Raw genomic sequence first — 12,596 nt, 5'->3', positions numbered from 1 at the left:
TATTTAACCATACAACAGTGCCGCTTCCATCAGCGAGCAAAATGACCGTCCAGCGGTCGACAAAAAAAGGGGCATTGCCAAGACCCGTTCACTGTATATAATCCCAGTCACTGTATAAAAAGACAGAGCGATCAATATGCTAAAGCTGACGCCACGCCAAGCAGAGATTCTGGCCTTCATCAAACGTTGCCTCGAAGACAACGGCTACCCGCCGACCCGCGCGGAAATCGCTCAGGAACTGGGTTTCAAGTCGCCCAACGCGGCGGAAGAACACCTCAAGGCGCTGGCCCGCAAGGGGGCGATCGAGATGACTCCGGGCGCTTCCCGCGGCATCCGCATTCCTGGCTTCGAAGCCAAGGCCGACGAGTCCAGCTTGCCGATCATTGGCCGGGTGGCCGCCGGTGCGCCGATCCTCGCTCAGCAGCACATCGAAGAATCCTGCAACATCAACCCTTCCTTCTTCCATCCTCGCGCCGACTATCTGCTGCGGGTCCATGGCATGAGCATGAAGGATGTCGGCATTTTCGACGGCGACCTGCTGGCCGTCCACACCACCCGTGAAGCCCGCAACGGCCAGATCGTGGTGGCGCGGATCGGCGACGAAGTGACCGTCAAGCGCTTCAAGCGCGACGGCAGCAAGGTTTGGTTGATTGCCGAAAACCCTGAATTCGCCCCTATCGAAGTCAACCTGAAAGATCAGGAACTGGTTATCGAAGGCTTGAGTGTCGGCGTGATTCGCCGCTAAAGGAGGCTTTATGCAGTTCCCACATACCTCACAGCAAGCCCAACTGCCGTTGTTTGAGGCGTTCATGGCACAGCCATTGGCGCCGATCCTGAAAGATGTGGTCGAATCGCCCTGGAGCGCCGAGCCTGAAGTCTTCAGCGAGCTATCACTGCGCGGCGCGGCCGGGAACTGCCTGAACCTTCTGGCACCGATTCTCAGGGAACTGAGTCAGGATCAGGATGCACGCTGGCTGACACTGATCGCCCCGCCCGCCAGCCTGACACAAGCCTGGTTACGCGACGCTGGTCTGAATCGTGAGCGCATTCTGCTCCTGCAACCGCGCGGCACGCAGAGCGCTCAGCAGTTAACCTGCGAAGCCTTGCGACTTGGCCGCAGCCATACGGTCGTCAGCTGGCTTAACCCGCTGAGCACAACGTCGCGGCAACAGCTGATCAGCGCCGCCCGTATCGGGGATGCGCAAAGTCTGAATATTCGACTGGGTTAACTGACAAACACTGTGCGCGCTGAACAGCGCGGGGCTTCTCCAGGGATAGAGAAGCCAATCTGTAGAGGTATCCGAAGAATCCGACGGGCGGGATCAATGAAGAACCCGCGGCCCCTCTTCCTTATCAAATTCGCCTTCAACCAGGCGTCCTGCCATCTGAACACCGACGCTCAACATCGCCTTGGCGACTTCCACATGCTGGCCTTGCAGGAAAACCTTGGCATCCTCGGAGAAATCCAAAGTAACCAGAGAACCCTCGTCCTCGGCCCTGCGCAGCTCGATTCGGCCGTCTGGTAACTCGACAATTTCTAGAAAGGACGTTGGCATAAAGGTCTGTTCTCCACGAAAGGCGGGGATTATATAGGCATCAGCCAAGCTTCGCTCGGGATCTTGACCAAATGCCATCACGAAGAGAAATTTCTGACATCACTCTTCCTTGAGCGGACCCATCCCTAAACACTCAATCTTTCAGCACTCGTTCAACCCTTCGCGAAACCGAATCGCCAGGCTTTTAAGGTTCTGACGCCAGCTCTCCAGCTCTTCCCGACTCAGCTCTTCCGGCGCCTCTTCTTCATCCAGATTAACGGCCAGAATAAGCGGTTGCGTCACATCGCCCTTGGGCTTGTGCGGAGCGCGAGGCGGCTGAAACAGTGCTGCATGTGCCGACAGCAGCTTGGCTAGCCAGGTTTCAGGGTTTTGCGCCAGTTCAACCATCTCGGCCATTTCCGGAATAGCGATGGTTTCGAGCACTTCGCGGGTAAGCAGCATCTCTGCCCGCGGTGCATTGGCCTGAGGCAAACGATAGAAACCAGCGATTTCATGGCACAGCCCCAACAGCGCACCGTACAGGTGAAACAACGCCGATTCGCGTCCGGCCTGAATCAGCGCCAGGGAGTTCATCGCCCGCCCCTCTTCGGCTTTGGCCAGCGCTTCCAGCGACAGGCCGGCGAAATAAATCTTCTGGTTGGTACGGGTATAGAGTTCGTGGGCCATGACGGCAGCCTCCACAACGAAATAATTGCTTCACGCAGGTCAGACAGTGTCGTGGATCACCTGAGCTTCCCGCAAGCCCAAAACAAAAGGCCGCATGAAAACCCGAGAGTTGTCATGCGGCCTTTTGTGTACAGCCTTTTAAGCCTTGGCTGATGGACGCTTGTCTTCAACCGTCCACTTGCCGCCGTCGTAATACGCTTTCCAGCCAGTCGGCTTACCGTCGACCTCTGTCTGCACGTACTGCTCTTTGGTCTTGCGGCTGTAACGGATCACTGCTGGGAGACCGTCCGGATCTTTCTTCGGCGCTTCGCAGAGGAAGTGATACTTCGGGTCGATCTCATCCTTGTGCGGCACGATCTCCATGACCAACGGAGCACGGGTCTCGCGATTTTTCGGGAACTGGCTGGCCGCCAGGAACAAGCCGGAAGCACCGTCGCGCAGGATGTAGGTGTCGTTGACCTTTTCGCATTTGAGCTCAGGCATCTTCACCGGATCCATCTTCGGCGGCGCCGCGTCACCGCTTTTCAGCAGCTTGCGGGTGTTCTTGCAGGTGACGTTGGTGCAACCGAAGAACTTGCCGAAACGGCCGGTCTTGAGCTGCATCTCGCTGCCGCACTTGTCGCACTCCAGGCTCGGGCCTTCATAACCCTTGATGCGGTAGGTGCCCTCTTCGATTTCGTAACCAGAGCAATCCGGGTTGTTACCGCAGATGTGCAGCTTGCGCTTCTCGTCGAGCAGGTAAGCGTCCATCGCCGTGCTGCAGATCGGGCAGCGATGCTTGCCACGCAGGACCAGCGACTCGGACTCACCTTCGTCGTCCGCGGCGATTTCATCGCCCGGCACCAGGTTGACGGTGGCTTTGCAGCGCTCTTTCGGCGGCAGGCTATAGCCCGAGCAACCGAGGAACACGCCCGTCGAGGCCGTACGAATCTGCATTGGACGACCGCACAACACGCACGGAATGTCAGTCATTACCGGCTGGTTGGCGCGCATGCCGCCTTCGGCGCTTTCAGCCACTTCGAGTTTCTTCTTGAAGTCGCCGTAGAACTCGTCGAGCACGTTTTTCCAGTCGCGTTCGCCCTGAGCGACGTCATCGAGGTTCTCTTCCATGCCGGCGGTGAAGCCGTAGTCCATGAGATTGGAGAAGCTCTCGGCCAGACGCTCGGTGACGATGTCGCCCATCTTTTCCGAGTAGAAACGACGGTTGTGCAGCGCCACGTAGCCGCGGTCCTGGATGGTCGAAATGATCGCCGCGTAGGTCGAAGGACGACCGATGCCGCGTTTTTCCATTTCTTTAACCAGGCTGGCTTCCGAGTAACGCGCCGGCGGCTTGGTAAAGTGCTGGGTCGGATCAAGCTTGATCAGCTTCATCGCGTCGCCCTGGGCCATGTCCGGCAGCACGTCGTCATCGCCAGGCTTGGCAATTTGCGGCATGACGCGGGTGTAACCGTCGAACTTCAGGATGCGGCCCTTGGCACGCAGCTCGAAGTCGCCGGCACCGACGGTGACTGTGGTCGACAGGTATTGCGCCGGCAGCATCTGGCAGGCCAGGAACTGGCGCCAGATCAGCTCGTAAAGCCGCTCGGCATCACGCTCCATGCCCGACAGCTTGCTTGGCTCGGTATTAGCGTCGGACGGACGAATCGCTTCGTGAGCCTCTTGTGCGCCTTCCTTGCTGCTGTAGACGTTCGGGTTTTCCGGCAGGTACTTCTTGCCGAACTCACCTTCAATATAGGTACGCGCCATCGCCACGGCATCGACCGAGAGGTTGGTGGAGTCAGTACGCATATACGTGATGTAGCCGGCTTCGTACAAACGCTGGGCCATCATCATGGTTTTCTTCACACCGAAGCCCAGGCGGTTACTCGCGGCCTGTTGCAGGGTGGAGGTGATGAACGGTGCCGACGGCTTACTGCTGGTCGGTTTGTCTTCGCGCTTGACGATGCTGTAGCTGGAAGCCTTGAGCTTTTCCAGCGCGGCCATGGCCTGGGCTTCGTTCAGCGGCTTGAAGGCTTCGCCTTTCTCGCGGGCTACGTCGAAACGCACGGTCGCGCCCTTGGCGGTGCCGAGGTCGGCATGAACTTCCCAGTACTCTTCCGGGTTGAACGCGCGAATTTCACGCTCACGCTCGACCACCAGCTTCACGGCAACCGATTGCACGCGACCGGCGGACAGGCCACGGGCGACCTTGGCCCACAGCAGCGGCGAAACCATGTAACCCACCACGCGGTCGAGGAAGCGACGCGCCTGCTGGGCGTTTACTCGATCGATGTCCAGCTCGCCCGGTTTGGAGAAGGCTTCCTGGATCGCTTTCTTGGTGATTTCGTTGAACACCACGCGCTTGTAGCGGCTGTCGTCACCACCGATGGCTTCGCGCAGGTGCCAGGCAATGGCTTCCCCCTCGCGATCCAAGTCGGTTGCGAGATAGATGGTGTCAGCATCTTTGGCGAGCCGGCGCAGCTCTTCGATGACTTTTTCCTTGCCCGGGAGGATCTCGTACTTGGCTTTCCAGCCATGATCGGGATCGACACCCATGCGCGAGACCAGCTGCTTGCGCGCTTTCTCTTTCGGCGTGAGCACCGGACCTTCACCTGCGGCGGCCTTGCCGCGCTTGGCGGCAGGCTCTTTGCTGGCGCTAGCCGAACCGCTGGTGGGCAGGTCTCGGATATGGCCGATACTCGACTTCACCACGTATTGGTTACCCAGATACTTGTTGATGGTCTTGGCCTTAGCCGGGGATTCCACAATGACCAGCGATTTGCCCATGGATCAGAAAATTCCTGAATTCTAGAAGTGAAAGGCGGTTGGCGCCTGACGCGGCACCGCTATATATAGTGGCTACAAGGTGAGGTCAAGCGCAGGGTTCTGCGCGCACTCCCCTTATGACTGCGGAAAAACGCTCGGTTCGGCTTGCACCAAAGCAAAGCGTGGCACCTGTTCACCGTCAACCTCGACCGACTCCAGGAACATGCTCAAGGGGCGCACCCAAAAGCCGTAATCGCCATACAGGGCTTGGTAAAAGACTACTTCCTCTTCGGTTTCCGAATGCCGCGCAACAGCGAATACGCGGTACTGCGGACCTTTGTAATGTTCGTAGAGCCCAGGTTGTATCGGCATGCTTTGGCCCTCACTGAAATTTTTTCAAAATAAAAACAAAATAAATCCGGAAAAACAAAAACCGGGGCACTTGGCCCCGGCTTCCATCAACGAAACGCTTAAACGCGTTCGAAGACGGTGGAGATGCCTTGGCCGAGACCAATGCACATGGTAGCCACCCCGAAGGTGCCGCCATTCTGCTTCATCACGTTCAGCAAAGTGCCGGAGATACGGGCACCGGAACAACCGAACGGGTGACCCAGGGCGATCGCGCCGCCGTGCAGGTTAACCTTCTCGTTCATCTTGTCGAGCACTTTCAAATCTTTCAGCACTGGCAGCGCCTGTGCGGCGAAAGCTTCGTTGAGCTCGAAGAAGTCAATATCGTTGATGCCAAGGCCCGCGCGCTTCAATGCTTTTTGTGTTGCCGGTACTGGACCATAGCCCATGATCGCCGGATCCACACCTGCCACTGCCATCGAACGAATCACCGCCATCGGCTGGATGCCCAGATCCTGGGCACGCTGCGCCGACATCACGATCATGCACGAAGCACCGTCGGTGATCTGCGACGAAGTACCGGCTGTCACGGTGCCGCCCTTCGGGTTAAACGCTGGCTTCAGGGCCGCCAGGCTTTCCAGGGTGGTTTCCGGACGAATGGTTTCGTCGTAGTCGAACAGTTTCAGGAAACCGTTCTCGTCGTAGCCCTGCATCGGGATGATTTCGTCTTTGAACTTGCCTTCCAGAGTCGCCTTGTGGGCGAGCTGGTGGGAGCGCACGCCAAAAGCGTCCTGTTGTTCGCGAGTAATGCCGTGCATTTTGCCGAGCATTTCCGCGGTCAGGCCCATCATGCCCGAGGCTTTCGCCGCGTACAGGGACATGTGCGGGTTCGGATCGACACCGTGCATCATGCTCACGTGACCCATATGCTCGACGCCGCCAACCACGAACACGTCACCGTTACCGGTCATGATCGCTTGCGCAGCGGTGTGCAGAGCACTCATCGACGAGCCACACAGACGACTGACGGTCTGGCCGGCCGCGGTGTGCGGGATCTGCGTCATCAGGGATGCCATGCGGGCGATGTTCCAGCCCTGCTCCAGGGTCTGGTTCACACAGCCCCAGATCACGTCTTCAACTTCGCTCGGGTCGACCTTGACGTTGCGTTCCAGCAATTTGCTGATCAGGTGCGCCGACATGTCTTCGGCGCGGGTGTTGCGGTGCATGCCGCCCTTGGAGCGGCCCATCGGCGTACGACCGAAGTCGACAATCACGACGTCTCTAGGATTCAAGCTCATATACTTTCACTCTCGCTCTAGTGTGGGCGCTTAACCGAAGAAGCTCTGACCGTTTTTGGCCATTTCACGCAGCTTCGCGGTCGGGTGGTACAGCGCGCCCAAATCAGCGTACTGGTCAGCCAGGGCAACGAACTCTGCAACACCGATCGAGTCGATGTAGCGCAGCGCACCGCCACGGAATGGAGGGAAACCAATACCGTAGACCAGACCCATGTCGGCTTCGGCGGCGGTTTCGACGATGCCGTCTTCCAGGCAACGCACGGTTTCCAGGCACAACGGGATCATCATCCAGTTGATGATGTCTTCGTCAGTGACTTCGCGCTGTTCGAACACGATTGGCTTGAGCACTTCCAGTACCGAAGGATCGGCGACTTTCTTCTGCTTGCCGCGCTTGTCGGTCTCGTAGGCGTAGAAGCCTTTGCCATTCTTCTGGCCCAGGCGCTTGGCTTCGTAGAGCACGTCGACGGCTGAACGGCGATCGTCCTTCATGCGATCCGGGAAGCCTTCAGCCATTACATCGCGACCGTGGTGACCGGTGTCGATGCCGACCACATCCATCAGGTATGCGGGGCCCATTGGCCAGCCAAACTTTTCCATGACCTTGTCGATGCGGACGAAGTCCACGCCGGCGCTGACCAGTTTGGCGAAACCGCCGAAGTACGGGAATAGCACCCGGTTGACCAGGAAGCCCGGGCAGTCGTTGACGACGATCGGGTTCTTGCCCATTTTCTTGGCGTAGGCAACGGTGGTGGCAACGGCCACTTCGCTGGACTTCTCGCCACGGATCACTTCAACCAGCGGCATCATGTGCACCGGGTTGAAAAAGTGCATGCCGACGAAGTTTTCCGGACGCTTGAGGGCTTTGGCCAGCAAGGTGATGGAAATGGTCGAAGTGTTGGACGCGAGGATGGTGTCCTCTTTGACCTTGTCTTCAACTTCGGCCAGAACGGCTTGCTTGACCTTCGGGTTCTCGACAACGGCTTCGACGACCAGGTCGACGTGACCGAAATCACCGTAGGACAGGGTCGGACGAATGCCGTTGAGCACTTCGGCCATTTTCGCCGGGGTCATGCGACCTTTATCAACGCGGCCCACCAGCAGCTTGGCGGCTTCGGCCAGACCTTGCTCGATGCCGTGCTCGTTGATGTCCTTCATCAGGATCGGCGTACCTTTGGAGGCCGACTGATAAGCAATACCACCACCCATGATGCCAGCGCCCAATACGGCGGCCTGCTTCACGTCTTTGGCGATTTCGTCGTAGGCCTTGGCCTTTTTCTTCAGTTCCTGATCGTTCAGGAACAGACCGATCAAGCTCTGCGCGGCAGAGGTCTTGGCCAGTTTGACGAAACCGGTGGCTTCGACTTCCAGCGCCTTGTCGCGACCGAAGTTCGCAGCTTTCTGGATAGTCTTGATCGCTTCAACCGGTGCCGGGTAGTTCGGGCCCGCTTGACCGGCCACGAAACCTTTGGCGGTTTCGAACGACATCATTTGTTCGATGGCGTTGAGCTTGAGCTTCTCGAGCTTCGGCTGACGCTTGGCCTTGTAGTCAAACTCACCGGAGATGGCGTCCTTGACCAGGTTCAGAGCCGCTTCCTGCAATTTCTCTGGTGCGACCACGGCGTCGACGGCACCGACTTTCAGCGCGTCTTCAGCGCGGTTTTCCTTACCGGCGGCAATCCACTCGATGGCGTTGTCGGCACCGATGATGCGCGGCAGACGCACAGTACCGCCGAAGCCCGGGTAGATGCCCAGCTTGACTTCCGGCAGACCGATTTTGGCGGTATTGGCCATGACGCGGAAATCTGCCGCCAGGCACATTTCCAGACCGCCACCCAGTGCGATGCCATTGATCGCGGCGACAGTCGGGACGTTGAGGTCTTCGAAATCGCTGAAAATCTTGTTGGCTTCGAGGTTACCAGCAACAAGCTCTGCATCCGGCAGCTTGAAGTTGTCGACGAATTCGGTGATGTCGGCGCCGACGATGAACACGTCCTTGCCACTGCTGACGATCACACCCTTGATCGAAGCATCTGCCTTGATGGTGTCTACAGCCTGACGCAGTTCGTTCAGGGTAAGACGGTTGAACTTGTTGACGGACTCACCCTTGAGGTCGAATTTCAATTCGACGATGCCACTTTCAAGAGCCTTAACCGTGATGGCTTTACCTTCGTAAATCATCAACTGATCTCCACGATATGGAAGCTGAACAGTACACGTCGGACGCAGGCGACTGGCTCGGCAAGGACGTTTATCGTCGATGCTACGCCAATTCACCCGGCACACCCGCCAACGCGATAGTCGGGATTCTGTAGGAGCGTTCTGTAATACAAACGCTCAATTCATACGCCCGTTTGATTTGGGTATGTCACCTTCACGGAATTTCCGGCAATTGTCAATCGCCCAAAATACTGGTTGAAACGCGACTTTCCGGTCACTTCCGTACCACGAAGCCCTGCAACACGCTGATGCATGTGAGGCCATTCATAGAATCAATAGTTAGAAAAGTCGCCCTAATTAGCGGCAGCCTGTGTTTAACAAGCTACGCTGGCGGGACCCTGAAGAAAAAATTTGAACGCTTTGACGAATGCCCAGCGTAAGATCAGCGCACAAAGAATTACCGGCCTGCCTGGCCAACCTCAGCCCGATGATGATGTCGGGCTTTTTAATGCCTTCTGTAGCAGGCTCCACCTGCTACAGATCGGGTTTCAGGCGAGTGCTTTGAGTGTGGCATCGATCTGTTGCAGAACCTCGGGCTCGCCCTTCTCGCCCCAATACAGGGCAATCATTTGCTTGTCTGCCTCGACCTTGTAGACGTTGGCAGGCAATTTTTCGAAATGATTCAGCAGCATTCCATCCTCACAGACCTCCTGCCACTGATTGACCCACACGCCCGGCGCCTTCTGCCAGTAACTCCAGCACGCCGGTCGCGTGCCACGGCGCGGCCGATGGTACTGGGCGCAAGGGCTAGGCGGCTCCTGGCTCAGCCAATGTGGCCATTCCTGGGGCGCCAGCTGCATGGCAAGGCCAATGCGCCGCGCCTCCATGCGCAGGGCTATGCGCCCGCTCTGGGCACGAGAGGGTCGCAACCAGGCCAGCGGGCTCAAGACCACCAGCAGGATTGACACCACTATCCAGACCGTCATATGTGTACTCCCGATTCTTGATGAGCCCATTGAGTCACTTTGAAACCAATGCGCTTGAAACCAGCCATACTTACCAATATTGCAATCCTCAGGAGGAGCACCTCATGCCCTACCACCATATTCTGGTCGCTGTAGATCTAACCGAAGAGTGCGATCCTGTAATCCACCGAGCTCGCGAACTCTCGGTGAGCAATGGCGCGAAGCTGTCCCTGGTGCATATCGTCGAACCGATGGCCATGGCCTTTGGCGGCGACGTGCCGATGGACCTCTCCCAGTTGCAACAGCAACAGTTCGATCAGGCCAAAGAGCGTCTTGATCGGCTGATCGTGAAATACCCGGAACTCTCCAAGGAATACAGTCACTTGACCTACGGCCAGCCGCGCCAGGAGATTCACCACCTCGCCAAGGAACAAACGTGCGACCTGATCGTGGTGGGTAGTCATGGCCGACACGGTCTGGCCCTGTTGCTCGGCTCCACTGCCAATGACGTACTGCACGGCGCGCCTTGCGATGTGCTGGCGGTGCGCCTGATCAAAAGCTGATAACACGGAACAATGTGGGAGCGGGCTTGCTCGCGAAGAGCGGACATTCAGTCAGCATTGATGTTGAATGTAAGTCCCTCTTCGCGAGCAAGTCGAATCGTCGCACCGCCGCTCCCACAGTGAAGCCATGTCGGCCAGTAGATCGCATACCATACGAAAAGCCCGGCGCTCATCACTGAACGCCGGGCTTTTTTATCGCCGGATCAATCAGGCATCCAGCTCGGCCCAGCGCTCGACCATCACGTCGAGTTCAGCCTGCAACTGCTCCAGCTGAGCGATCACCGCAGCCGTTTCGGCAGCAGGACGCTGGTAGAAGCCGACATCCGCCATCTGCGCTTCAACCACCACGATCTGCTGTTCCATGGCTTCGATCTGACTCGGCAACATTTCCAGCTCACGCTGCAACTTGTAGCTGAGCTTTTTCTTTGCCACCGGCGCCTCTACTGCCGCAGCGACTGGCACTGGTTCAGCAGTGACGACAGCCGAGTTCAGGTCGGCCTTGCCGGACTTGCTTTCGGTCACGCCCAACAGGCGCGGCGAGCCGCCCTGACGCAGCCAGTCCTGATAACCACCGACGTATTCGCGAACCTTGCCTTCGCCTTCGAAAACCAGGGTGCTGGTGACCACGTTGTCGAGGAATGCCCGGTCGTGACTGACCATCAGCACGGTGCCGTTGAAGGTCAGCAAGACCTCTTCCAGCAGTTCGAGGGTTTCCACGTCCAGATCGTTGGTCGGTTCGTCGAGTACCAGCAGGTTCGCCGGTTTGCTGAACAGTTTGGCCAGCAACAGACGGGCACGCTCACCACCGGACAGCGCCTTGACCGGCGTGCGGGCACGCTGCGGGCTGAACAGGAAGTCGCCGAGGTAGCTCAGCACATGGCGGCTCTGACCATCGATATCGATAAAGTCGCGACCTTCGGCCACGTTGTCGATCACGGTCTTTTCCAGGTCCAACTGATGGCGCAACTGGTCGAAGTAGGCCACGTCGATGCGCGTCCCCTCTTCCACTTTGCCGCTGGTCGGTTGCAGACCGCTGAGCATCAGTTTCAGCAGCGTGGTCTTGCCGGTACCGTTGGCGCCAAGCAAACCGATACGGTCGCCGCGCGTCAGGACCATTGAGAAATCCTTGATCAGGAACGGGCCACCCGGGTGAGCGAAGCTCACGTTCTCGAGGACCATGACCTGCTTGCCGGACTTGTCGGCGGTATCCAGCTGAATATTGGCCTTGCCGGTGCGCTCACGACGCTCGCTACGCTCAACGCGCAATGCTTTCAATGCGCGAACACGGCCTTCGTTACGGGTGCGACGCGCCTTGATGCCCTGGCGGATCCAGACTTCTTCCTGGGCCAGTTTCTTGTCGAACAGCGCGTTGGCGGTTTCTTCAGCCGCCAGCGTCGCCTCTTTGTGCACGAGGAAACTCGCGTAATCGCCGTTCCAGTCGATCAGGCCACCGCGATCCAGTTCCAGAATGCGGGTAGCGAGGTTCTGCAGGAATGAACGGTCGTGCGTGATGAACAGCACGGCGCCCTGGAAATCCTTCAGCGCTTCTTCAAGCCAGGCAATGGCGCCGATGTCCAGGTGGTTGGTCGGTTCGTCGAGCAGCAGCAGATCCGGTTCGGAAACCAGGGCCTGAGCCAGCAGGACGCGGCGACGCCAGCCGCCGGATAATTCGGCGAGGGTCTTGTCGGCCGGCAACTGCAGACGGCTCAAGGTGCTGTCGACCAGTTGCTGCAAACGCCAGCCGTCGCGGGCTTCGAGGTCGTGCTGGACATGCATCAGCTTGTCCAGATCGGCGTCGGTGACAATGTTCTGGCTCAGGTGGTGGTACTGCGCGAGCAGCTCGCCGACACCGTCCAGGCCTTCGGCAACCACGTCGAACACGGTCCGCTCGTCGGCTACCGGCAATTCTTGCGGCAATTCGCCAATCTTTAGGCCAGGTGCGCGCCAAACAGAGCCCTCATCAGGCTTCTGGTCGCCCTTGACGAGCTTCATCATGCTGGACTTGCCAGTGCCGTTGCGGCCGATGATGCACACCCGCTCACCACGGGCGATCTGCCAGGACACCTTGTCCAACAACGGCATAGCGCCGAAAGCAAGGGACACATCGCTGAATTTGAGCAGGGTCATGAGCTTCTCCAAAAACCGGGCGCGCATTCTACCTGACTTGAGGCTTCAGAAGGCCGGCAATTTCAACGTCGAAGCACTCTGCACAACAATTGTTGCGAACTTGTGCTGACAGCTCGGCAAAGCTTTCGCCCGCTGCTGGCAAAAGGCTAAGCTACAGATAATTCAGTGCCG

11 protein-coding genes are annotated in these 12,596 nt (G+C 58.1%); 3 read left to right on the top strand and 8 right to left on the bottom strand.

Translation table 11 applies throughout. The features are described from left to right. Positions 1-136: 136 nt before the first annotated feature. Together lexA and sulA are read left to right on the top strand one after the other, a co-directional pair. Positions 137-745, top strand: a complete 609-nt coding sequence (lexA, locus tag KVG95_RS24845) for a transcriptional repressor LexA (protein ID WP_007907770.1) — start codon at positions 137-139, stop codon at positions 743-745. A gap of 10 nt (positions 746-755) precedes the next feature. Beyond that, positions 756-1,229, top strand: a complete 474-nt coding sequence (sulA, locus tag KVG95_RS24840) for an SOS-induced cell division inhibitor SulA (RefSeq protein ID WP_008073066.1) — start codon at positions 756-758, stop codon at positions 1,227-1,229. Positions 1,230-1,322: 93 nt separating this feature from the next. Here sulA and KVG95_RS24835 read toward each other — a convergent pair whose 3' ends face one another. The 7 genes from KVG95_RS24835 to KVG95_RS24805 form a co-directional block, all read right to left on the bottom strand. After that, positions 1,323-1,556, bottom strand: a complete 234-nt coding sequence (locus tag KVG95_RS24835) for a hypothetical protein (protein WP_007907774.1) — start codon at positions 1,554-1,556, stop codon at positions 1,323-1,325. 141 nt (positions 1,557-1,697) lie between these two features. Then, on the bottom strand, positions 1,698-2,222 hold the full coding sequence (locus tag KVG95_RS24830) for a DUF6586 family protein (RefSeq protein ID WP_217858273.1): 525 nt from the start codon (positions 2,220-2,222) through the stop codon (positions 1,698-1,700). 138 nt (positions 2,223-2,360) lie between these two features. Beyond that, positions 2,361-4,988, bottom strand: coding sequence for a type I DNA topoisomerase (gene topA / locus KVG95_RS24825; RefSeq protein WP_217858272.1), 2,628 nt, complete (start codon positions 4,986-4,988; stop codon positions 2,361-2,363). 114 nt (positions 4,989-5,102) lie between these two features. After that, complete coding sequence (locus tag KVG95_RS24820) at positions 5,103-5,339, bottom strand: DUF1653 domain-containing protein (protein ID WP_008007078.1); 237 nt, start codon at positions 5,337-5,339, stop codon at positions 5,103-5,105. A gap of 98 nt (positions 5,340-5,437) precedes the next feature. Continuing rightward, complete coding sequence (fadA, locus tag KVG95_RS24815) at positions 5,438-6,613, bottom strand: acetyl-CoA C-acyltransferase FadA (protein WP_008007076.1); 1,176 nt, start codon at positions 6,611-6,613, stop codon at positions 5,438-5,440. 30 nt (positions 6,614-6,643) lie between these two features. Further along, positions 6,644-8,791 (bottom strand): fatty acid oxidation complex subunit alpha FadB, encoded by a 2,148-nt coding sequence (gene fadB / locus KVG95_RS24810; RefSeq protein ID WP_217858271.1) that lies wholly within the window; start codon positions 8,789-8,791, stop codon positions 6,644-6,646. A gap of 527 nt (positions 8,792-9,318) precedes the next feature. Next, on the bottom strand, positions 9,319-9,756 hold the full coding sequence (locus KVG95_RS24805; protein WP_217858270.1) for a hypothetical protein: 438 nt from the start codon (positions 9,754-9,756) through the stop codon (positions 9,319-9,321). Positions 9,757-9,860: 104 nt separating this feature from the next. Here KVG95_RS24805 and KVG95_RS24800 point away from each other — a divergent pair, with 104 nt between their 5' ends. Next, positions 9,861-10,298 (top strand): universal stress protein, encoded by a 438-nt coding sequence (locus tag KVG95_RS24800; RefSeq protein ID WP_010456367.1) that lies wholly within the window; start codon positions 9,861-9,863, stop codon positions 10,296-10,298. A 207-nt stretch (positions 10,299-10,505) separates the two neighbouring features. Here KVG95_RS24800 and KVG95_RS24795 read toward each other — a convergent pair whose 3' ends face one another. Beyond that, positions 10,506-12,425, bottom strand: coding sequence for an ATP-binding cassette domain-containing protein (locus KVG95_RS24795; protein WP_217858269.1), 1,920 nt, complete (start codon positions 12,423-12,425; stop codon positions 10,506-10,508). Between the last annotated feature and the right edge of the window lie 171 nt (positions 12,426-12,596).

It is taken from the genome of Pseudomonas farris, from assembly GCF_019145235.1.
GTDB classification, from domain to species: Bacteria; Pseudomonadota; Gammaproteobacteria; order Pseudomonadales; family Pseudomonadaceae; genus Aquipseudomonas; species Aquipseudomonas farris.
Note: the sequence above shows the minus strand (reverse complement) of the source record. Positions and strands in the feature narration are given on the sequence as shown.